Annotated in this window: 19 protein-coding genes and 1 pseudogene; 7 read left to right on the top strand and 13 right to left on the bottom strand. The window is 62.8% G+C overall.

The window, feature by feature from the left end; all coding sequences use genetic code 11:
* The first annotated feature begins 57 nt into the window (after nucleotides 1-57).
* The 3 genes and pseudogenes from JOH52_RS21975 (at nucleotide 58) to JOH52_RS36520 (ending at nucleotide 1,179) form a co-directional block, all read left to right on the top strand.
* Nucleotides 58-360: an autotransporter domain-containing protein gene (locus JOH52_RS21975; RefSeq protein ID WP_267902443.1), complete on the top strand. Its 303-nt coding sequence runs from the start codon at nucleotides 58-60 to the stop codon at nucleotides 358-360.
* An 88-nt stretch (nucleotides 361-448) separates the two neighbouring features.
* Nucleotides 449-890: pseudogene (locus JOH52_RS36525) on the top strand (DUF6065 family protein).
* Nucleotides 891-915: 25 nt separating this feature from the next.
* Complete coding sequence (locus tag JOH52_RS36520; protein WP_373865757.1) at nucleotides 916-1,179, top strand: DUF6065 family protein; 264 nt, start codon at nucleotides 916-918, stop codon at nucleotides 1,177-1,179.
* Nucleotides 1,180-1,272: 93 nt separating this feature from the next.
* Here JOH52_RS36520 and JOH52_RS21970 read toward each other — a convergent pair whose 3' ends face one another.
* The 5 genes from JOH52_RS21970 to JOH52_RS21950 form a co-directional block, all read right to left on the bottom strand.
* Nucleotides 1,273-1,437: a hypothetical protein gene (locus tag JOH52_RS21970; RefSeq protein WP_003530575.1), complete on the bottom strand. Its 165-nt coding sequence runs from the start codon at nucleotides 1,435-1,437 to the stop codon at nucleotides 1,273-1,275.
* Nucleotides 1,438-1,581: 144 nt separating this feature from the next.
* On the bottom strand, nucleotides 1,582-3,099 hold the full coding sequence (locus JOH52_RS21965) for a tripartite tricarboxylate transporter permease (protein ID WP_003530573.1): 1,518 nt from the start codon (nucleotides 3,097-3,099) through the stop codon (nucleotides 1,582-1,584).
* 119 nt (nucleotides 3,100-3,218) lie between these two features.
* Complete coding sequence (locus tag JOH52_RS21960) at nucleotides 3,219-3,710, bottom strand: tripartite tricarboxylate transporter TctB family protein (protein ID WP_003530571.1); 492 nt, start codon at nucleotides 3,708-3,710, stop codon at nucleotides 3,219-3,221.
* Nucleotides 3,707-4,651, bottom strand: coding sequence for a Bug family tripartite tricarboxylate transporter substrate binding protein (locus JOH52_RS21955; protein ID WP_014530139.1), 945 nt, complete (start codon nucleotides 4,649-4,651; stop codon nucleotides 3,707-3,709). The genes JOH52_RS21960 and JOH52_RS21955 overlap by 4 nt, the downstream gene beginning before the upstream one ends.
* Before the next feature lie 234 nt (nucleotides 4,652-4,885).
* Entirely contained in the window at nucleotides 4,886-5,953 is a 1,068-nt protein-coding gene (locus JOH52_RS21950; RefSeq protein ID WP_010976236.1) for an ABC transporter substrate-binding protein, read from the bottom strand.
* Between the two features lie 77 nt (nucleotides 5,954-6,030).
* Here JOH52_RS21950 and JOH52_RS21945 point away from each other — a divergent pair, with 77 nt between their 5' ends.
* Nucleotides 6,031-6,708, top strand: a complete 678-nt coding sequence (locus JOH52_RS21945; protein WP_014530140.1) for a response regulator transcription factor — start codon at nucleotides 6,031-6,033, stop codon at nucleotides 6,706-6,708.
* Nucleotides 6,705-8,102: a sensor histidine kinase gene (locus JOH52_RS21940; protein WP_003530562.1), complete on the top strand. Its 1,398-nt coding sequence runs from the start codon at nucleotides 6,705-6,707 to the stop codon at nucleotides 8,100-8,102. Before JOH52_RS21945 ends, JOH52_RS21940 begins: the two co-directional genes overlap by 4 nt.
* A gap of 312 nt (nucleotides 8,103-8,414) precedes the next feature.
* Here JOH52_RS21940 and JOH52_RS21935 read toward each other — a convergent pair whose 3' ends face one another.
* The 3 genes from JOH52_RS21935 to JOH52_RS21925 all read right to left on the bottom strand — a co-directional run bounded on the left by JOH52_RS21935 (nucleotide 8,415) and on the right by JOH52_RS21925 (nucleotide 12,045).
* Nucleotides 8,415-9,365: a substrate-binding domain-containing protein gene (locus JOH52_RS21935; protein ID WP_010976234.1), complete on the bottom strand. Its 951-nt coding sequence runs from the start codon at nucleotides 9,363-9,365 to the stop codon at nucleotides 8,415-8,417.
* A 65-nt stretch (nucleotides 9,366-9,430) separates the two neighbouring features.
* Complete coding sequence (locus JOH52_RS21930) at nucleotides 9,431-10,441, bottom strand: ABC transporter permease (protein ID WP_003530558.1); 1,011 nt, start codon at nucleotides 10,439-10,441, stop codon at nucleotides 9,431-9,433.
* Between the two features lie 77 nt (nucleotides 10,442-10,518).
* Nucleotides 10,519-12,045 (bottom strand): sugar ABC transporter ATP-binding protein, encoded by a 1,527-nt coding sequence (locus JOH52_RS21925; protein WP_010976233.1) that lies wholly within the window; start codon nucleotides 12,043-12,045, stop codon nucleotides 10,519-10,521.
* Nucleotides 12,046-12,311: 266 nt separating this feature from the next.
* Here JOH52_RS21925 and JOH52_RS21920 point away from each other — a divergent pair, with 266 nt between their 5' ends.
* Nucleotides 12,312-13,337, top strand: a complete 1,026-nt coding sequence (locus JOH52_RS21920) for a LacI family DNA-binding transcriptional regulator (protein WP_014530141.1) — start codon at nucleotides 12,312-12,314, stop codon at nucleotides 13,335-13,337.
* Nucleotides 13,338-13,425: 88 nt separating this feature from the next.
* Here the strand turns inward: JOH52_RS21920 and JOH52_RS21915 are convergent, their stop codons facing one another.
* The gene (locus JOH52_RS21915; protein ID WP_014530142.1) at nucleotides 13,426-14,322 is read right to left on the bottom strand and encodes a DMT family transporter; all 897 of its coding nucleotides are present in this window, start codon (nucleotides 14,320-14,322) and stop codon (nucleotides 13,426-13,428) included.
* 169 nt (nucleotides 14,323-14,491) lie between these two features.
* On the opposite strand from JOH52_RS21915, the gene JOH52_RS21910 reads away from it, so the two are divergent.
* A complete protein-coding gene (locus tag JOH52_RS21910) occupies nucleotides 14,492-15,382 on the top strand; it encodes a LysR family transcriptional regulator (protein WP_014530143.1) in 891 nt (296 codons plus the stop codon).
* A gap of 385 nt (nucleotides 15,383-15,767) precedes the next feature.
* Here the strand turns inward: JOH52_RS21910 and JOH52_RS21905 are convergent, their stop codons facing one another.
* From JOH52_RS21905 to JOH52_RS21890, 4 genes are all read right to left on the bottom strand, one after another.
* On the bottom strand, nucleotides 15,768-16,793 hold the full coding sequence (locus tag JOH52_RS21905) for an ABC transporter permease (RefSeq protein ID WP_003530546.1): 1,026 nt from the start codon (nucleotides 16,791-16,793) through the stop codon (nucleotides 15,768-15,770).
* Between the two features lie 96 nt (nucleotides 16,794-16,889).
* The gene (locus JOH52_RS21900; protein ID WP_003530544.1) at nucleotides 16,890-18,431 is read right to left on the bottom strand and encodes a sugar ABC transporter ATP-binding protein; all 1,542 of its coding nucleotides are present in this window, start codon (nucleotides 18,429-18,431) and stop codon (nucleotides 16,890-16,892) included.
* 186 nt (nucleotides 18,432-18,617) lie between these two features.
* A complete protein-coding gene (locus JOH52_RS21895) occupies nucleotides 18,618-19,547 on the bottom strand; it encodes a sugar ABC transporter substrate-binding protein (protein WP_014527767.1) in 930 nt (309 codons plus the stop codon).
* A 239-nt stretch (nucleotides 19,548-19,786) separates the two neighbouring features.
* Nucleotides 19,787-20,599: a TIM barrel protein gene (locus JOH52_RS21890; protein WP_041862612.1), complete on the bottom strand. Its 813-nt coding sequence runs from the start codon at nucleotides 20,597-20,599 to the stop codon at nucleotides 19,787-19,789.
* Nucleotides 20,600-20,722 lie beyond the last annotated feature (123 nt).

Here is a 20,722-nt window from a genome sequence, read left to right as displayed (position 1 = left end):
ACGTCCGCTTGACCTTAAAGCGCGCGGGACCGTAAAATCTTCGTGGCGCCGGCCAGTTTGCCGGCGCCATTTTTATTTGCGAATTCCCATTCCTTCTCGGGAGATCTATGGGGACTTCAAGCCGGTCAGGACCTGATCGGCGCCCTGCACGACGACGGAAGCCAGGATCGTGTTGGGCTGTTCGATGCCTATACCGGCACTTCGGGCTCGAACGGAGGCAATACTCTCGGGAGACTGCAGTTCGAGGTGGGCTCGATCGACCTCCATGCGAGTTCGATCGGCGCCTATTGGACCCATATCGGCGAGGACGGCTGGTATGTGGACAGTATAGGAATGTACTCATGGCTCATGGGGGCTTGAGCTCCGACCGGGGCATCGGGGCCGACACATCCGGGAACTCTGTCGCCTTTTCCGTCGAGGCGGGTTACCCGTTCAGGTTCGACAATGGATGGATGCTCGGACCGGGGTCTATGTGATCGACGGACATGAGATGACCATCCGCCCCGCTCCCCTGGAGCGGGAGTGGATGAACGGGACAAACCAGCGCTTTGCCTATCGCTGCCTGCCCTTGAATATCGCGAATGCGCATGGGTGGGAAATTCTGAATGCGGCCGGTTTTCCGCGGTGTGGGACGGAGGCGAACGGGAGAATGCCGTTCGCAACCGACCGGATCCGGTCACGCATGCGCCGGCCGTCAGCCACTTCGGAAGCGGTACGCTGACCTTTCACATGCCCTGCCTGTTCAAGACGGACAGCGGAACCGACCTATTCGTGACGGGACCGTTGAACAGGCCGAAGGACGGCATCGCAGCGCTGACGGTATCATCGAGACGGATTGGTCGCCCTACACATTCACCATGAACTGGCGGTTCACCCGGGCAGGGCACTAGGCGCCCGTTCGAAGCGGGCGAGCCGATCTGTCACATCTTTCCTGTTTCGCGCGGCGGGCTCGAGGCCGTCACGCCGGAAATGCGCAAACTGTCGGAAAATCCGGAGCTCGAAGGCGAGTATAAAGCGTGGTTGGGCAGCCGGAACAGCTTCAATAGGGGGCTGAACGATCCGAACTCCGATGCGGTACGGGAAAAGTGGCAGAAGTCGTATTTCCGCGGAGTGTGCCCGGCCGGGCGTAACGGGCCGGAGGATCATCGCAGCCGGTTGAAGCTGAAGCCGTTCGGCTGACGGTCGCAGCGGGAAGACAGTTCCCAAGCGGAGGGGGAGTCGCCTTATGGCGACGCGATCCTGTTCCGGCTTGGGGCTTGGACGCCCGGCAGGTCAGCCCCGGCGGTTGTCCGGGAAGGCTGCCGGATCGATGCCGAGGGTGCGGAGATCCTGTGCTTTGGGACGGCGATGCCCTTCAACGGCGGCGGCAGCAGCGGTTGCGGCGCCGAGCACGGCGAAGGCGCGGCCGATGAAGCCCATGCGGTTCTTGCTGGTCATCTCTTGCTCGCTTTCGTTTTCTATTCGATGAGCAAAAGATGGGCCCGGCAGGGTTGTTTTGCAATACACAAAACCTCAGCCCAGCCATGCAGCGAAAGCAGGCCCGAACGGCGGTAACCGACCTGCCAAATCGTGAGAAGCCGCTCAGTCTTCGCTGGCGGCGAGTTGTGCGAGCACTTCGCCGCGGCCGCGGGCCCTCAGGATCAGCGGCACAACCAGCGCGAGCGCGGCGATCACCAGGAGCACGGCCGCGATCGGCGACGTGAAGAGCACGGTGATGTCGCCCTGGCTGATCGAGAGTGCCCTGCGGAGCTGCTGCTCGGCGAGCGGCCCGAGGATCAGCCCGACGACCACCGGCGCGATCGGATAGCCGAAGACGCGCATGACGTAGCCCAGAAGGCCGAAGGCCAGCAGCATGCCGAGCTCGAAGACCGACGGATTGGCGCCGATGGTGCCGAGCGTCGCGAAGAGCAGGATGCCCGCGTAGAGCCAAGGCTTCGGGATCGTCAATAGCTTCACCCAGAGCCCGATCAGGGGCAGGTTGAGGACGAGCAGCATGAAATTGGCGATGAGGAGGCTGGCGATCAGACCCCAGACCAGCTGGGGATTGGTGGCGAAAAGCAGCGGTCCCGGCTGCAGCCCGTATTGCTGGAAACCGGCGAGCATGATCGCAGCCGTCGCCGTGGTCGGCAGGCCGAGCGTCAGGAGCGGCACCAACGTGCCCGCAGCGGATGCGTTGTTGGCGGCTTCCGGGCCAGCCACGCCTTCGATGGCGCCGTTGCCGAATTCCTCCGGATGTTTGGTCAGTCGCTTCTCCGCTGCATAGGAGAGGAAAGTGCCGATCTCGGCGCCCCCGGCCGGCATGGCGCCGATGGGAAAGCCGATGAAGGTGCCGCGCAGCCACGGCTTCCAGGAGCGCGCCCAATCCGTGGCGCTCATCCAGACCGAGCCCCTGACCGCTTCCACCTTGTCCGGGCCGCGGTCGCCTTGCGCGGCGATGAACAGCGTCTCGCCGATCGCGAACATGGCGACGGCGAGAGTCGTCACCTCGATGCCGTCGAGGAGGTCGGGCACGCCGAAGGAGAGGCGCGCCTGGCCGGTCAGTTGGTCGATGCCGATACAGGCAAGGGTCAGGCCGATGAAGAGCGAGGTGAGCCCCCGAAGCGTCGAGTCGCCGAAAGCGGAGGAGACGGTGACGAAGGCGAGCACCATCAGCGCGAAATATTCGCGCGGGCCGAAGACGAGCGCCAGCTTGACGATGTAGGGCGCAATAAAGGCCAATCCGAGCGTGGCGATGAGGCCGGCGACGAAGGAGCCGATGGCTGCCGTGGCAAGCGCCGGACCGCCGCGGCCGGCGCGCGCCATCTTGTTGCCCTCGAGCGCGGTGACGATCGAGGCGCTTTCGCCGGGGGTGTTGAGCAGGATCGACGTGGTCGAACCCCCATACATGCCGCCATAATAGATGCCGGCGAACATGATGAGCGACCCGGCCGGATCGAGCTGATAGGTGACCGGCAGGAGCAGTGCGACGGTCAATGCGGGGCCGATGCCGGGCAGCACGCCCACGGCGGTGCCGAGCGTTACGCCGATGAGTGCGTAGAGAAGGTTCATCGGCTGGGCAGCGACCAGCAGCCCCTGCAACAGGAAATCGAAAGTACCCATGTCGTCGGCCTCTTTAGATCACGGCGCTAGGATCGACCTAAAATCATGAACGTGATCGATCTGATAGGTTAAGAGCGGGACGCGGGCGGCAGACCGCACGCACTTTTTCTCATTCCGCTCTAGAAGAACAGGCGTTCAAGCGGCCCTGCGGGCAGCGACAATTGCAGGAGCTTGGCGAAGATAGCCCAGACGATGAAACTGAACACGATGCCGATCGGCACGGTCAGCCATAATTTGCGTTTGCCGAAGCCGCGGGCCGTGAGGGCGAAGAGAATACCGGTCGCGATCGAGAAGCCGAGCGTGTTCAAGAGCAGCATCTGCGCCGCAAGCCCGGCGACGATCCAGACAACCGGACCCGCGCGCTGGTGCTCACGTTCGGGAAAGTCGCCCCGCCAGGCTTCGACCGCCGTCCAGACCGCAAGCGCGATGAGACAGCAGGCGATCGCATAGGGCACTGTCATTGGCCCGACTTGCGAGTAGCCGGCAAGGCCGCTCAGGCGCGACACGTCCCAGAAGATCACACCGGCGATTGCTGCCAGAACGGCGGCGATGACCAGCGCCGCCCGGTCGGGGCGGCGCGTGTCGGCGGAAGGGTTGTTGCCCTTGTTCATTTGACCAGTCCGATGTCCTTCAGGACGGTTTCCGTGGCGGAAATGTCCTTGGCGAGCTGCTCGTCGAAGGCGGCGCCGGCGAGATAGGTGTCCTGCCAGCCTTTGGTCTTCAGCACTTCCTGCCAGCCTACGGATTTGGCAAGCTTCTCGATGTCGGCGGAGACTGCGGCCTTCTGTTCTTCCGTGAGGCCCGGGGCAGCGGCGACCATGCGCCAGTTTTCGACGACAACGTCGACGCCGGATTCCTTCAGCGTCGGCGCGTCGATACCCTCGAGGCGCTCGGCGCTGGAGACGGCGAGCAGGCGGAGCGTTCCGGCCTTCACCTGGGACTCGAATTCACCGTAACCGGAAATGCCGGCGGTTACCTGGTTGCCGAGGATCGCGGCAAGCGCCTCGCCGCCGCCGGAATAGGCGATGTAGTTGATCTTGGTCGGATCGACACCGGCGGCCTTGGCGATCAGGCCGACCGCGATGTGGTCGGTGCCGCCGGCCGAGCCGCCTGCCCAGGAAACCGCGCCCGGATCCTTCTTCAGCGCCTCGACGAGGTCTTTCATCGTCTGGATCTCGGAGGCGGCGGGAACGACGATCGCCTCGTATTCGCCCGTAAGCCGCGCGATCGGCGTCACGTCCTTGAGGGTAACCGGCGAGTTGTTGGTGAGTATGGCGCCGACCATCACGTAACCGCCGACGAGGAGCGCGTTCGGGTTGCCCTTCTGCTGGCTGGCGAACTGGGCAAGGCCGATCGTGCCGCCGGCGCCCGGAACGTTCTGGACCTGCACGTTGCCGGAAATGCCCTCCTGCTGCATGACGGTCTGCAGCGAGCGGGCGGTCTGGTCCCAGCCGCCGCCGGGATTGGCCGGCGCGATGATCGTGTAGTCGGCGGCATAGGCCGGCAGAGCAATTGCGCCGGCGAGAATGGATGCGAGGAAGAAGTGTTTCAAGGTCGGTCCTCCGTGAGGCGCGCTTCGTCACGCGCACGTTGATTATCGTTCGCGAAGGGGAGAAGCGGCTGGTCGACATCGACGGCGACCTTAGACCGGACTGGTGAATCCTCCCGATACGCTGCCGGCGGTCCGCCTCCACGGTTCGCCGGCGACCTTAAGCAACATAGAAAGCTGACATTAACCTGACATCAAGTCCGCTTCGCGTAAATGACTTGTTTGCCTGCCTATTGTTCACTGCAGGCGCAGCATCTCGTTCCAGCGGGCAATCAGCCTCGCCCGCTTGACCTGGTCAAGATAGACCATCAGTCCGGGACTGACCGGTACGGGTTTCAACTGACCTCCGAGCATTTCCCTCATGGTGTTCGCGGTGTTCTCGCCGGCGACTTCGGGACTGACCGCCGGGATCTGCAACTCGCGTGCCATGATCGTCTGGCCCTCCTTCGACATGAAGAATTCGAGATAGCGGCGGCCGAGTTCCGGGGCGGCTGCCGCCTGCGGCACCAGCCCGATGCGCGACATGACCACCGTATAGTCCTTCGGGAGTATGATGCCGACATCCGGATGCCGCGATGCCCAGTCGGCCGCATAGGAACCGAGGATGTTGTACCCGAGCACGAAGCGCCCGTCCGAAATCCTCTCCAGGATTGCCTGACTGGTCGAATAAAGCTTCACTCCGGCCGCCCCCATCGTGCGGATCACCGTCCAGATGTCGCCGAATTGCTCCTGGTCGCGCGACATGAAGAGGAAGCCGACTCCGGAGCGTTCGATATCGTAGGTGCCGATGCGGCCGAAGACGGCGTTTCCCTTCCGTTTGAGATAGTCGACGAATTCGGCCCGCGTGGCCGGCGGCCGCTCGTTCCTGAAGCTCGGCTTGTGGTAGACGAAGACGGCCGGCTCGAAGGTGAGCGCGTAAGCCGTGTTGCGCCAGTTCGCCCAGGCCGGCCAGAGTCCGCTCATCGGCAGGTCGCTGCGTTGCGCATAACCGTCATTGCTGAGCTTGACCTGCAGGTCCATGGCGGAGGAAAAGGCGAAATCGGCGGTCTTCTCGCCGGCATCGGTCTCCTTGACGATCCTGTCGTAGATCTCGCCGGTCAGCATGTCCTCGTAGCGGACCGCGACATCCGGATTGGCCTTCTGGAAGCCGTCGATCATCGGTCTCGCCAAGGGTTCGTCAAGCGAGGAATAGACGGTCAGGACCGGTGCGGCGCCGTCACCGGAGAGCGCCGGGAAGAACGTGGGCGCGGCCTCGGCGAGCGCGCCCGACAGGAACAAAAAACCGAAAGAAATCAAGAACCGCATGAATTCACAATGCCTGAGAGCGCTGCCGTTCACAAGCAAGCTCGCGACCGATAGAGTGATCCCGGGGAGAGGCGATATTGCGTATCTTGCTGGTTGAGGACAATCGGGCCCTGGCAGAGGGTCTTTCGACGCTTCTGCGGGGCAGCGGCTATGCCGTCGACGTCGTGAGCGACGGGGCGTCTGCGCATGCGGTTGCCGCGGCCGAAAGCTTCGATCTGGTGATCCTCGATTTGAACCTGCCGGAGATGGATGGACTGGACGTGCTGCGTGCCATGCGGGCACGCCAAAACCGCGCGGCGGTTCTCATCTTGACGGCGCGCGGCACGCCCGAGGAGAGGGTCAAGGGACTCGACCTCGGCGCCGACGATTATTTGATCAAGCCTTTCGATATCGGCGAGTTCGAGGCGCGGGTGCGGGTCCTGTTGCGCCGGCAGGCGGGGTTGCGAGCCTCCGTCGTCAGCTATGGCAATGTCTCGCTCGACCTCACCTCGCGGAGTTTCTCCTCGGCAGGCATGCCGATCGAAATTCCGGCGCGCGAACTCGGTCTTCTCGAGCTTTTGTTCATGCGCGCCGGAAAGGTCGTCGCCAAGGACGCGATCGTGCAATCGCTGACGGGCCTGGACGACGATCTGAGTCCCAATGCGATCGAGCAATATGTGAGCCGGCTGCGCAAGCGGCTGGCGCCCTTCGGGTTGACCGTCCGCACCGCCCGCGGCATCGGGTATTATCTCGACAAGTCGGCCGGTCCCGAATGAAGGCCGTCCCCGGAATGAGAAAGGTCGTCTATTCGCTGCGGCGCAGGCTGCTCGGCTGGCTCCTGATCTCGACAGCGGTGATCGGCGTCGTCGCACTGGCGGATACCTACCGGGAAGCCATCAAGACGGCGAATGCCGTCTCGGACCGCGTGCTTGCCGGATCGGCGTTGGCGATCGCCGAGCGCGTGGTCGTGGCCGAAGACGGTTCGTTGCAGGTCGATATCCCCTATGTCGCGCTCGAGATGCTGACATCCGCGGCGCAGGACCGGGTGTTTTATCGGGTGGACGGCCCGCCCGGCGAGTTCATCACCGGTTATCAGACCCTGCCTTCGCTCTCCGAAAGCACCGGTCAATCGACGAGCTTCGCAGATGCCGTCTTTCGCGGCGAACCTATCCGCGTCGCAGCACTCAGACGCTCCGCCTCGACCGGGGTCAATTCCGTTCCCTTCGTCGTCACCGTCGCCGAGACGACGATCGCCCGGCGCCAGCTCGCGCAGACCATCATTATCCGCTCGGCCCTGCGCCTTGGGCTGATGATCGCCGGCGCGGCGATGATCGTCTGGGTCGCCGTCACCTTTTCCTTGAGGCCGCTCTATCGGCTTGGCGATGCGATCGCGGAGCGCAGTCCGGACGATCTGCATCCGATCCGCGAGCAGGTGCCGAACGAAGTCCAGGGGCTCGTCGATACCGTGAACTCTTTCATGGTCCGCCTGCAATCGGCCCTCGATGCGCTGCGGCACTTCACCGGCAATGCCAGCCATCAGCTCAGGACTCCGCTCGCGATCATCCGCACGCAGCTTGCGCTTGCGCAGCGGGCGACGACGATCGAAGAAACCCGGGCGGCGGCGATGAAGGCGGACGAAGCCGTCGCCAATGCCGAGCGCATTCTCGCTCAACTGCTGCTGATGGCGAAGATCGATGCCGCGGGCAGAGACGAGGCACGGGGATTGGAGCGGGTCGAGCTCGGCGGGCTTGCCCGCGCCGTGACGGCGGACCACGTGCCGGCGGCGGGCGAAGCCGGCATTGACCTCGGCTTTGCCGGCGAGGGCGAGCACTGGATCCGCGCCGAGCCTCTGCTTGTCGGCGAACTCCTGAAGAACCTCATCGGCAATGCGTTGCTTTATGCCGGCCGCGGGGCGGAGGTGACCGTGCGCGTCGAGAGCCGAGACCACTCGGTCCTGCTGGAAGTGGAGGATAACGGCCCGGGCATTCCGCCGGAGCTGCGCGAGGCGGCGCTCAAGCGTTTCCGGCGCGGCGGCGAGGAAGCCCCCGGTACCGGACTCGGCCTGCCGATCGTCGAGGAAATCGCCGCGCTTTACGGCGGGACCATGCGGCTGGAGGAGGGTGACGGCGGTCGCGGGTTAAAGGTGGTGGCGTCGTTTCCGGCGGGGTGAGCGGTGGCGCGGCATATCGGGTCGGCGGCGGGAGTGCCCACGGTCACTCCCTCTGCCCTGCCGGGCATCTCCCCGCAAGGGGGGAGATCGGCCAGAAGCAAAGCGGTGCCTCGAGTTAAGCCAGCACGCGCCGAAACGAAGGCACATCGAGGGAGCGGGAGTTCGCCCCTTGTCAATCTCCCCCCTTGCGGGGCCCTTGCGGGGGAGATGCCCGGCAGGGCAGAGGGGGTAGCCCGTTGTATAAAGGCCATCAAACGGCCCGCCCGAGGAAAGCCTCAGGCAGGCCGTATCTTCACTAGCTCCGGCGTCCGATCAGAACGGCGAGTCGGGGAAATAGAAGTCCTTGGCGTTTTCCTTGGTCACCAGCGTCGCATCGATCGTGTAGGTGCCGCGAACCGGGACCTGGCCGTAGAAGTTGGCAACGGTCATTTCAAGTGCGGTGCCGACCATTGCCGGCGGATAGAGCACGTCGACCGGGATCATCTTGTCGCCGTCCATGACCTTCTTGATCATGTCCTTCGAACCGGCTCCGGCGACCACATACTGGATGTCGGTGCGCTTGGCCTGGTCGATCGCCTGCAGCACGCCGACGGCCATGTCGTCATCCTGGCACCAAACGACGTCGATCTGCGGATACTTGGTCAGGTAGTCTTGCATAACCTTAAAGGCGTCATCGCGATTCCAGTTGCCGTATTGGCGGTCCAGGATTTCGACCTTGGAGCCGGCGATGCCCTTGTCGAAGCCGTCCTGACGCTGCTGGTCGATCGGGATCGGCAGGCCGCGAATGACGACCACCTTGGCTTCCGGAGTTGTGGCCTTGATGTATTCGCCGGCGACCTGGCCGAGTGCCGGGTTGTTACCGGCGACATAGAGGTCACGCACGCTGTTGTCGTTGGTCGAAGGCGCGCGGTCCACCAAGGCGACGAAGGTGCCCTTGCCCTTGACTTCCTTGATGGCGTTGACCAGCGGATCGGGGTCGGTCGGCAGGATCACGAGGGCGTCGATCCCCTGCGTTTCGAGGTCCTGCACGGCGTTGGCCTGGCTCGCCGGGTCCGGCGAGGTCTTGACGATGACGTTGAGGCCCGGATGCTGTTCCATGAGCAGCTTGGCAACGCGCTCGGCATGGAACACGACACCGGCGGTCCAGCCATGGTCGGCCGCCGGGATCGACACGCCGATCGTGACGTTCTTGTCTTGTGCATGGGCTGCACTCGTCAGTGCCATCATCGCGACGGCGGCAAAGCCCATTAATCCCTTTCGCATGCGTCTTCCTCCCAATAATTCTAGGTCGTGGTTGATGTGGCCGGATCGCCCTAGATCCGGCCTGGTCACGATTTGCGTACCAGCGAGCGCTGGACAAGCATCGCGATGATGATGATCGCACCTTGCATCGCGCCGATCAGGTATTCGCTGATGAAGTTCGACAAGAGCATGATGTTTCCGACCAATTCGAGAATGAAGGCACCGCAGATCGTGCCCCAGACGCGGCCCGCGCCGCCCTTGAGCGCCGTTCCGCCGACGACTACGGCGGTGATGGCCTGCAGTTCCCAGAGGATGCCGGTCGTGGCCGAGGTGGAGCCGAGGCGCGGCACGTAGAGCAGCACGGCGACGGCGACGCAGAGTCCCTGGATGACGAAGGCGATGGTGCGCACGCGGTTGACGGCGATGCCGGAATAACGGGCCACGTCGCTGTTGGAGCCGACCGCGACCACGTGCCGGCCGTAACGCGTGCGATAAAGGATGAAGGCGGCGACGGCGGTGACCGCGAGGATGATCGCGATCGGCACCGGCATGCCGAGAATGCTGCCGAAATAGGCCGGGCGATAGAGCTCCTGTAATTCCGGCTCGCGCAGGGTGATGGCGCCGCCTTGCGACAGCCAGGTGGTAAGGCCGCGATAGATGCCCATCGTGCCGAGCGTCGCGATGAAGGGCTCGATTCTGCCGACCGTGGTGATCAGCCCGTTGGCGAGCCCGCAGACGCTACCGGCGACGACCGCAAAAAGGACTGCGGCCGTGAGCATCAGTGCCGGATCGGCGATCACGCCGGAATTCATGAACAGGATCATCAGGCTTGCGACGAAGGCGACCATCGAGCCGACGGAAAGGTCGAGGTCGCCTGCGGAAATGACGAAGGTGGCGCCCACCGCGATGATGGCGATGAAGGCGCTGCGGGTGGCGACGTTGGCGAGGTTGTTGAGACTGATGAAGTTGGGGTTGACCATGGCACCGACGATCAACAGCAGTGCAAGCGCGGCAAACGGCGCCACGGCCCTGAGATCGACGTCCCGCCAGGTCCGGCGGTGTGTTGTGCTTTGGATGCTTTCCTCGTTCACGCTCATGTCCAGATCAACCTCCCGCCCCGGAGCCCGGGGGAATTCCTTTTCCTGTGCCTGCCTTCGCCGCGCGTCCAAGCCGGTCAGGCCGCAGCCATTTTCTTCAGCCCGGCTGCGTAGCGCATGATCTCCTGCTCGGAGATCTCGTCTCCTTCGAGCATGCCGACGATGCGTCCCTCGCGCATCACCGCGACCCTGGTGCAAAGCCCGATGACCTCAGGCATTTCGGAAGAGACGACGATGATCGAGCGGCCGTCGCGCGCGAGCGCCGAGATGAAATGATAGATCTGCTGCTTGGTGCCGACGTCGATGCCGCGTGTAGGCTCGTCGATGATGATGATGTCCGGTTCCGTTTCCATCACCTTGGCGAGCAGCAGCTTCTGCTGGTTGCCGCCGGACATGCGCCTGGCGACGACGTTGCCGTCGCGCACGCGGATGTCGAAGCGGCGGCGGGCTCTTTTGAGCGCAGCCGCCTCGCTCGCCGGGCTGAGATAGCCGATGCGGGCATGCCGGCCGAGCGACTGCAAGGTCAGGTTCGCCGTCATGCCGGAATTGAGCAGCAGGCCCTTCGCCTTGCGGTCCTTGGTCATGTAGGCAAGACCGCGCCGGTTGGCCGCGTGCACGTCGCCGGAGGGCACGGTCTCTCCACGGATCGTCACCTCGCCCGACAGGCGGGGCCTGAGGCCGGCGACCGCCTCCATGAGTTCGGTGCGGCCGGAGCCGATCATACCCGAAAAGCCGAGGATTTCGCCTTTGCGCACCTCGAAGCGGGCGTCCTGGACATAGTCGGTCGAGACGGCGTCGACACGCAGCACGACCTCTTCGTCGACGTTCGGCTCTTTCTTGGCGGGAAAGAGGCTCGACATTTCGCGGCCGACCATGAGCTGCGCGATCGACTCGCCGTCGAGCATCGAAGTCGCGGCAGTCTTCACCCACTGCCCGTCGCGCAGTACCGTCACGCGGTCGGTCAGTTCGATGACTTCGTCGAGCTTGTGCGACACGAAGACGAAGCTCGTGCCCCGGTCGCGCAGCTTGCGGACCTGCCGGAAAAGGAAGTTGGTCTCCTCGCGGGATAGAACGGCCGTGGGCTCGTCCATGAAGACGATCCGCGCGTCGCGGCTGATGGCCTTGGCGATCTCGACCATCTGCTTTTCGGCAATGGAAAGACTGCCGATCAGCGCGTTCGCGTCCACATGACAGCCAAGCAGATCGAGAACCCGGCGCGTCTCCGCGCGCATATACTTGCGGTCGAGCACGCCGAAACGCGTCACCTCGCGACCGAGAAACAGGCTTTCGGCAACAGTCAGGTGTTCGGCAAGATTGAATTCCTGGTGGATGATGACGATGCCCAGCGCTTCGGCCGCACCGTTAGCAGGAAGCGTTACCGGCTGGCCGTCGAGCAGGACCTCGCCCGAGGACGGCTGCTCGAAACCTGAGAGAATCTTGACGAGCGTCGACTTGCCGGCGCCGTTCTCGCCCATCAGGGCGTGGATTTCGCCGGCGCGAAGCTCGAAATTGACACTGAAGAGCACCTGCACGCCGCTGAACGACTTGCTGATCCGCCGTGCCTCCAGCACGACGCGCGCGGCGTCGACCGTCTCCGGATTCATCGATTTCCCCCTTGCGGCTCCCGACCGCCAACGGACGTCATGTAAACCTTTACACTCTCGATGTAAAGGTTTACATAAAGACATACACAGGAATTTGCCCGGTCACCTTTGACGTTGCCCGCGGTGTGTGTAGTGTCCCGCCGTGTACAGCGCCGCGCGTTCTTATCGGACACGCAAAGGCCGCAGCAGATTGAATTGGCTGCTTGTTTTATCCTTGAATCGGGATCTGGGGAAACATGCAGTAGGGAGACGCAAGGCAGAGCGCAGTGTCGGATTCCACGCCCGCAACCATCGAAGACGTCGCTAGGATCGCTGAAGTTTCGATCGCGACGGTATCGCGGGCAATCCACAACCCGGAGAAGGTTGCGAAATCCACGCGGCTGAAGGTCAACCAGGCGATCGCGATCACCGGTTACACCACCAATGCCATGGCACGCAGCCTGCGCCTCGGCCGCTCGAACATGATCCTGGTCGTCGCTCCTGATATCGGCGATCCGAACTTTTCTAGTATTCTGGTCGGCCTCGAAAACGAGGCACGGTCGCACGGCTACGGCGTGCTGATCGGCCATACCCAGAACGACGCCCAGCGCGCGGTCGAATATCTGAAGTTTCTTAACTCCAACCAGGCGGCGGGTCTGATCCTCTTTACCGGCATCCTGCCCTTCGGCCACGAGACGATAGCGGCGCGGCTGCCGCCGAGCGTCGGCATCTTCGAGCCCGTCTTCAACGGCGGCATACCCTATGTGGGTGTCGACGATGTCGAGGGCGCCCGCAAGGTGGTCGATCTCCTCATCGCCGAAGGCCATCGCAAGATCGCTTTCATCGGCGATTCGCGAACCCGTCTTGCCTATAAGCGGCGCCGCTCCGGCTATGATGCGGGCCTCGATGCGGCGGAGGTGCCGGCGGAACTTAGGCTGGTCCAGGAGGGCGATGGCACGCTCGAGAGCGGCAGGGCTGCCGTCGAGCGGCTCTTCGTTCGCGACACGCTGCCGACGGCATTCATGTGCGTCAACGATCAGACGGCACTCGGAGTGATGATCGGGCTGAAGGCACGCGGCTATGACATACCGCGCGATTTCTCGGTGACAGGATTCGACGACGTGCCTCAGGCGACATTCATGACGCCGGCCCTGACCACGATCCGTCAGCCGCGCACCCTGATCGGCAAACACGCCATGGCGCTTCTGCTGGAGCTTCTCTCCGACCGGCGCCCCGCCGAAACGGAAATCTTCCTGAGGCCCGATCTGGTGGTGCGCAATTCCGTTTCGGCGCCGTCTCCTCGGTGGGCTTAGAGGCCTGCACCGTTCACTGAAACAATGAACCGTTCCCGAAGGTCTATCTTACCTTCTGGAGGTGCAGGCTCAGGATCTCCGGACGGTCTCAGCTGCGCGACGTCATCCAGACGCCCACCAGCGTCACCGTCAGGCCTATGAAGGTGGCCGCAGTCAACGGTTCGGAAAACAGAGCCCAAGCCCAGAGCATGGTAACAGGCGGACTGAGGTAGATCGCTGCGCTAACCTGAGCCACCGGGAAGAGGCGCAGGCTCGTGTAATAGATCGAATAGGCGGCAAAGGTTGCGATCAGCACCAGCCACACCATTCCCACGGCGAAAGCGCGCGTAAGGGGCGGGGCGAGATCGCCTTGCATCATGGCGCACAGCCCGAACAGCACCGAACCGGTCAGGGTGTGGATGCAAAGGCTCTGGTGCACGGCCATGTTCTGGGTTCGCCGCCGCTTGTGTAGAACCGAGGCAAGGGCAAAAACCAGCATCGAACCGACTGTCAACCCATATGCCCACAAGGGGGCCGCACCGAAACTGAGGCTGTCGAACGAGACGATCAGCACGCCGAAAACCGCAATCGCCGTCCCAAACCATTGTCGCGCGCTCAGGCGTTCACCTAAAACGGGTTGCGACAGGGCGGCAATCGCCAACGGTAAGAGGTCGGAGATGAGGGCGACCAGCCCCGTCGGCACCCGCTGCTCGATGGCAAGTGCAAAGCCACCAAGGTACAAAAATACGGACATCACACCGAACAGCATCTGCTCCGCAATCCCACGCATGCGCAACAGCGGACCGATGGTCAGTGCGAAAGGCAGCAGGATCACTCCCGATAGAAGAGTGCGCCAGAACAGAACCAGCATGACACCTGCCTCTTCGCTGGCATAGCGAATGCCGACGAAACCGGAGCTCCAGCCGACGACCAGGAGCGTTGCCATCATCGGCCAAAGGAGACGGTGATGTCTCGGAGCGGACAGCGAGATGGGCTGGTGGGTCATCGCGTTCTCAGGTCATGTGGTTTGCCACTCAGCCATAGGCAACGGAGGTTCCGTTTGCACATGACAAATTTCGATCACCGCATGACAGTTTGGCCGCAACGCTAATGCGTTCTTGCCAAATGGCAGCTTAAGCCGCATCGTCTTCGCAATTTTCATGACTGGGACCGCAATGAAAGAGTTCAACGGCCGACGTTTGGAAATCGATGCGCTGCGCGCCTTGTGGGCGATCCGGCGTCACGGCGGGATAACCCGCGCGGCCGAGGCCCTGCGCCTGTCGCAGTCTGCCGTCAGCCACAAGATCAAACGGCTCGAGACGAGCCTCGATTGTGACCTGCTCGGCCGGAGCCCGGGCGGAGCGATGTTTACCGCAGCTGGAGAGGATTTGCTGGATTATGCCGGGAAAATCCTCGGCTTGCATGACGAAGCGCTTCTGAGCTTATCGAAAGCGTCACTTGAAGGACGCATCGCGCTCGGTTTGACCGAAGACACGGCGTGCAGCGACCTCGCGCGGATATTGGGGAGATTTCGCCGCCTGCATCCGAATGTCGCCGTCCGCACCAAAGTCCGCATGAGTCTAGTCCTGCGAGCGATGCTGGAGCGGGGGGAGCTAGACGCCGCGATCCTGCAGGTTTTCGCTCATGAAGTCCGGCCGACCGACGTCGTTCTGTTCCGGGAGGAGCTCCATTGGGTCAAGCACCCGCAGCTGTCACTGCCGCAGCAGGGCCCGATTCCCTTCCTGTCCTTCGACGACGAATGTTTCTATCGAAGATGGGCGCTCGACATCGGACAGGACGGCGGAGTGGTTCTTGAAACCGTATTCGAATGTGCAAGCGCTGCTGGTATCGTTGCCGCGGTCACTTCGGCCATGGGTGTAACACTTCTGAGCGGGCGTCATCTGCGCCCCGAAATGCAGATCGTCACCGAACGCTTGCCCACGCCGCCTGCTTTGGCATATGTCGCCCGCCGCGCCCGAAAGGTGAGAAATTCCGCGCTAGATACGCTGGTCGCTGAAATCGAAAACGAAATCAGTCGCTACGGAGGGCTGGTTCTCGCGAGCTAAGTCTCACTTTGAAAATAAGCGCTCCGGACGGAAAACAGTCAGGCACCTTACCGTAAGTGGTTTATCGCACGCGGTACCGGAAGAGGGAGGCCGCTTCGCGGGTATGGACGCTTAGCATCGCGCTCCAGAGCTGGAACATGAACCCGGGCCGGCTGTGCTTCGCAAGCTGGCGCTGCGACGACATGGTAATTCTCCGATAGTTTTGCATGCTGCCATATAGTCTATCGGCGACCTACGAGCCAGCCCAGAGTCGAAGGGGCTGCGTTGCAAGACGAGCATAGTCATTCACGAGAATATCACGGCTCAAAGCGTTGGCGAGGAAAGAAAAAAGCCGGGATGAATTCCTTCATCCCGGCCGATAATTTTGCTTGGAGGAGCAGTATGTTTACGTCTTTTTCCGGCCTTTCTGGCGATAGACGTCGACAACGACAGCAGCGACGATGATGATGCCCTTTACGATCTCCTGGTAGTAGGCGTCGACCCGGAGGAAGGTGAAGCCTGACGTCATCACGCCAAGGATCACCGTGCCGATCACCGTACCGGTGACACGGCCGACGCCGCCTGTGAGCGACGTGCCGCCGATGACGGTCGCGGCGATCGCGTCGAGTTCGTACATGACGCCCATGCCGGCCTGCGCCGTCTGGGCGCGGGCGGCGGTGACCACGCCTGCGAGGCCCGCAAGCATGCCGGCGATCGCATAGACCTTCACCAGATGGGCTTCGACATTGATGCCGGAGACGCGCGCGGCCTGGACATTGGCGCCGATCGCGTAGGTGAATTTGCCGTAGCGGGTGTAGCGCAGCGCGATGTGGAATATCAGCGCCACGACGAGGAAGACGATCACCGGCCAGATGCCCGTGCCGATGAAGTTGAATTGCTCGGTGAGACCCGAGACCGGCTGACCCTTCGTGTACCACTTGGAGACACCGCGGGCCGACACCATCATGCCGAGCGTGGCGATGAAGGGCGGGATCTTGGTCCTGGCGATGAGCTGGCCGTTGATGAAGCCGGCGAGCAGACCGATCCCGACACCAAGGCCGATCGGTACGATGGCCGGAAGGTCGGTCAGTGACGGATAGAGCGCCCGCGGCCAGGTGGAGGCCTGCGCGACGCTCGCCGAGATCATCGCGGTCATGCCGACGACCGAGCCTGACGAGAGGTCGATGCCGCCCGTGATGATGACCTGCGTGACGCCGACGGCGATGATGCCGATCACCGACACCTGCAGGATCATGATCGTCAGGCGCTGCGAATTCATCAGAAAGCTCTGGCCGACGAAGAGCCAGCCGAGAACCTCGTAGACGAGCGCGATACCGATCAGCACCAGAAAGATGTTGAGCTCGGGCGGCATGCGCCGTCTCGAGCGGGCGAGGGACGAGCCCGTGCCCTGTGCTGCGACATTGGTATTCATCTTCTTTCCTCCCTGCGGTCGGCAGTTCGCCTTGATCGGTTCCAAAGGTCAGAGCGGAATGCGGGCGGAAAACCTTACACTTTTCCTCATCCCGCCCTATCGCGCCGCAAGCTCCATGACCTTGATTTGGGTGGCTTCCGCCCTGTCGAGAATGCCGGTGACCCGGCCCTCGTGCATCACCATGATCCGGTCGCTCATCCCGAGCACTTCCGGCATTTCCGACGAGATCATGATGACCGCGACACCGTTGCGGGCAAGTTCGGTCACCAGGCGGTGGATTTCGGCCTTGGCGCCAACATCGATGCCGCGCGTCGGCTCGTCGAGGATCAGGATGCGCGGATTGGTGAGCAGCCAGCGGCCGATCAGCACCTTCTGCTGGTTGCCGCCCGAGAGATTCTCGACGCGCTCCTGCAGGTTCGGCGTCTTGACCCGAAGCTTGCGGCTCATCTCCTCGCAGGCGGCAGTGACTTCCCTCTCGCTGACGAAGCCGCGCTTGACGAATTTGTCCTGCAGCACGGCGATCTGCATGTTTTCGAGAATGTCGAGGATGAGCAGACAGCCGGTGTCCTTGCGATCCTCGGTGAGAAACGCCATCCGGTGACGGATCGCCTTGTTGGCGCTGTCGATCACGACCTCTTTCCCGTCGATCGCGATCGTGCCCGAGCTCGCCGGCGTGACCCCGAAGAGCGTCTCGGCGACGTTGGAGCGGCCGGATCCGACGAGGCCGGCAACGCCGAGGATCTCGCCGGCGCGCACATCGAAGGAGACGTCGCGGAAGACGCCGTTGAGCGTCAGGTTCTTCACCGACAGCACCACGTCGCCGATCGGCACCTCCTCCTTCGGGAACATCTGGGTGATTTCACGTCCGACCATCATGCGGATGATGTCGTCGCGGGTGACCTCGTTCGAGAGGTGGGTGCCGATATATTTGCCGTCGCGGAACACCGAGAACTCGTCGGCGATCTCGAACAGCTCGTTCATCTTGTGGGTGATGTAGACGATGCCGATACCCTGCGAGCGCAGGTCACGGATGATCTCGAATAAATGCGCGACCTCGCGCTCGGTGAGCGCCGAGGTGGGCTCGTCCATGATCAGCACGTCGGACTCGTAGGAGACCGCCTTGGCGATCTCGACCATCTGGCGGTTGGCGACCGAGAGGTGACGGACCTCGATCTCCGGATCGAGATCGATCTTGAGCCGCTCGAAGAGCTTTGCCGTCATGCGGCGCATTTCGCCATGATCGACGAAACCGAAACGGTTCTTGGGTTCCCGGCGGATCCAGATGTTCTCGGCGACGGTCATGAAAGGCATCAGGTTCAGTTCCTGATGGATCATGGCGATGCCGTTCTCGAGTGCGTCGAGTGGCGACTTCAGCCGGATGCCGGCGCCCCTGAGTTTCACCTCGCCCTGGTCGGGATAATAGATCCCGGCGAGGATCTTCATCAAGGTCGACTTGCCGGCTCCGTTCTCGCCCATGAGCGCATGCACGGTGCCGCGCTTCAGCTTGAACTCCACGTCGTCGAGCGCAACGACACCCGGAAACTCCTTGCGAACGCCCTCGGCAGTCAGAAGGTATTCGGATTTCGGAACGGCGCCGCTGGCGCGCACGGCTGCCATTGTCGTGGGACTGAGTGTCATTCTGGTAGCCTCCCATGTTCCGGTTCAACCGGAATGTCCACGCGGCGTGCGGAACATGCCTCCCCTTTCGGCCTTGCAGGCTCGGCCGATAAGATGCGCGGCCCTCAAAGGGAGCGCGGGATGACCGCGCCCCATGACTCTTTGTAAGCGGGGGTGCGGCTTTGCCGCGCCCCATGCAGCGAACGATCAGTTCTTCGTCTGATATTGCGCCAGGTTATCCTTCGTGACGAGCTCGAAGGGAATGTAGACCTTCTTTTCAACCGGCTCGCCCTTGGCGAGCTTAAGGGCGGCATCGACTGAGCCCTTGCCCTGGCCGGCGGCATTCTGGAACACCGTCACATCGAGATCGCCGGCCGCCATGGCGGCGAGCGCATCCTGTGTCGCGTCGATGCCGCCGATGACGACGGAGTCCATCGAGCGCCCGGCCGCTTTCAGCGCCTGGATTGCGCCGATCGCCATTTCGTCGTTGTTGGAGATGACGGCGTCGAATTCGAGGCCGGCGGAAAGCCAGTTCGTCATGAGATCCGAGCCCTGGGTGCGCGACCAGTTCGCGGTCTGCTCCTCGACGATCTCGATGCCCTTGCATTCCTCGGTCGCGATCACGTCGTGGATGTCCTTGGTGCGCATGCGGGCAGCCTGGTTGGAGAGCTCGCCCATCATGACCACGGCCTTGCCCTTGCCGCCCAGCATCTTACAGATTTCCTTGGTCTGCAGCGTGCCGGATTCCTGTTCGTTCGACGCCACGAAGGCCTGCTTGTCCGGAAGCGTATCGACGTTCACCGGCTCGCGGTTGACATAGACCAGCGGAATGCCGGCATCCGCAGCGATCTTCGACATGGCGGCAGTCGCATCGGTGTCGACCGGGTTGACGATGATGGCATCGACCCCCGCGGCGATGAAGTTCTGGATCTGACTCTGCTGTTTCGCGACGTCGTTCTGCGCGTCTTCGACCTGCAGCTCGACGCCGTCGAGCGTCTTTGCATATTCCTGCATCCCGCTGCGCAGCACCGTCAGGAAGTTGTCGTCAAAGAGCGCCATCGACACGCCGATAGTCTCCGCATGCGCGGCCGTCGACATCAAGACGGCCATCGCAGTGCCCAGGAAAAATTTCTTCATTGTTCTTCTCCTCCACTTGGTGCCGGCCACACCTTCTTCAGCCGGGAACGCGATCTTCTTCCCGAAATCGCGTCCAGTCTTCGACCGGAAGCGGCACTCCCGCTGCACCTCCAATCAAAACGGAACAAACAAACCAGAGTTTTGATATTACGGAATATGTATTCCATTTTATCTGGGCGCCGTCAAGAGCGCGTGGGCGCGCCGGTTTGGATTCCCGCTCTTTCCACTGCTGGTGGCGGTCAGCTCCGTAACCGGAGGTAGTCCATGCTCTCGCGCAGGGCGTCCGCCGGGTCGGCAAGTTCGTGCACGGAAGGGGCAAAGGGCTCGAATGAGAAGGGCCCAGCATAGCCTTGATCCTGCAGCCGGCGAGTCTGGCCTTGATTGTCCAGCCTGTCGGCGGCGTCGACGAGAACCCGATGCGGATCGCGCATGTCCGAGACGGCCAGGTTTGCGTCGATGACGCCGGAGATGTGCACGAGGCCGGTGAGATCCGGAAAAAACTGGTCTTCGCCAGCAAGGTGATGGTGGAACGTGTCGTGCACCAGGCGGAAGCTCCGTTCACCGGAAACTGCCCGGATCGCTTCGGCGGCCTCCGCCTTCGAGCACAGCGAGCAGGCTTCGAAGCCGAGCGGCTCGACGAGGCCGGTGATGCCGGCCGCGTCGAGCATCGGCTTCAGCGCGCCGAGCGCCTGCCGAAGATTGCTTTGTCGGACGCCGTCCTCTTTGCCGCTGCCGTCATTGACGGGCACCAGCACCAGCGCCTTCGCGCCGCAATCGCGTGCATAGGAGATGAGCTCGCGCGCTTCGTCTGCCCGTTGCTCGTTCCATTCGTTGAAGCGCTGCAAGGCGTTGATCGAGACGATCGTCAGCCCGTGCTTCTCCGCAAGGGCTTTCACCTCCTCCGGAGGCGTCCCGTCGGCAATGGCGTTGCCGGCGAGGTCGTTGCGGATTTCGACCATGGAGATGCCGAGTGATTTCGCAAGCGAGAAGAACGCGTCGACCGGGAGGGCGGGCGCGGCCATATGGTTGAGGGCGAAGGGGAGGGCGGTCATGTCGGATGTCTCCTCGGGGAATGGTGCTGAGATGCGGCGACACCGGAACGTTTGTTCCATTTTCGGTCGCAGTCACATTCACCATTCCGCGGGACTCAGTCAAAGCCGCAGACCAGTGGCAAT

It is taken from the genome of Sinorhizobium meliloti (assembly GCF_017876815.1).
GTDB classification, from domain to species: Bacteria; Pseudomonadota; Alphaproteobacteria; order Rhizobiales; family Rhizobiaceae; genus Sinorhizobium; species Sinorhizobium meliloti.
Note: the sequence above shows the minus strand (reverse complement) of the source record. Positions and strands in the feature narration are given on the sequence as shown.

Bases quoted from the DNA above. Each gene is read 5' to 3' on its own strand.
- JOH52_RS21965 (WP_003530573.1), bottom strand. From the start codon at position 3,099: ATGGGTACTTTCGATTTCCTGTTGCAGGGGCTGCTGGTCGCTGCCCAG.
- JOH52_RS21895 (WP_014527767.1), bottom strand. From the start codon at position 19,547: ATGAAGAAATTTTTCCTGGGCACTGCGATGGCCGTCTTGATGTCGACG.
- JOH52_RS21915 (WP_014530142.1), bottom strand. From the start codon at position 14,322: ATGACCCACCAGCCCATCTCGCTGTCCGCTCCGAGACATCACCGTCTC.
- JOH52_RS21960 (WP_003530571.1), bottom strand. From the start codon at position 3,710: ATGAACAAGGGCAACAACCCTTCCGCCGACACGCGCCGCCCCGACCGG.
- JOH52_RS21970 (WP_003530575.1), bottom strand. From the start codon at position 1,437: ATGACCAGCAAGAACCGCATGGGCTTCATCGGCCGCGCCTTCGCCGTG.
- JOH52_RS21890 (WP_041862612.1), bottom strand. From the start codon at position 20,599: ATGACCGCCCTCCCCTTCGCCCTCAACCATATGGCCGCGCCCGCCCTC.
- JOH52_RS21910 (WP_014530143.1), top strand. From the start codon at position 14,492: ATGAAAGAGTTCAACGGCCGACGTTTGGAAATCGATGCGCTGCGCGCC.
- JOH52_RS21930 (WP_003530558.1), bottom strand. From the start codon at position 10,441: ATGAGCGTGAACGAGGAAAGCATCCAAAGCACAACACACCGCCGGACC.
- JOH52_RS21940 (WP_003530562.1), top strand. From the start codon at position 6,705: ATGAAGGCCGTCCCCGGAATGAGAAAGGTCGTCTATTCGCTGCGGCGC.
- JOH52_RS21900 (WP_003530544.1), bottom strand. From the start codon at position 18,431: ATGACACTCAGTCCCACGACAATGGCAGCCGTGCGCGCCAGCGGCGCC.
- JOH52_RS21935 (WP_010976234.1), bottom strand. From the start codon at position 9,365: ATGCGAAAGGGATTAATGGGCTTTGCCGCCGTCGCGATGATGGCACTG.
- JOH52_RS21925 (WP_010976233.1), bottom strand. From the start codon at position 12,045: ATGAATCCGGAGACGGTCGACGCCGCGCGCGTCGTGCTGGAGGCACGG.
- JOH52_RS21950 (WP_010976236.1), bottom strand. From the start codon at position 5,953: ATGCGGTTCTTGATTTCTTTCGGTTTTTTGTTCCTGTCGGGCGCGCTC.
- JOH52_RS21905 (WP_003530546.1), bottom strand. From the start codon at position 16,793: ATGAATACCAATGTCGCAGCACAGGGCACGGGCTCGTCCCTCGCCCGC.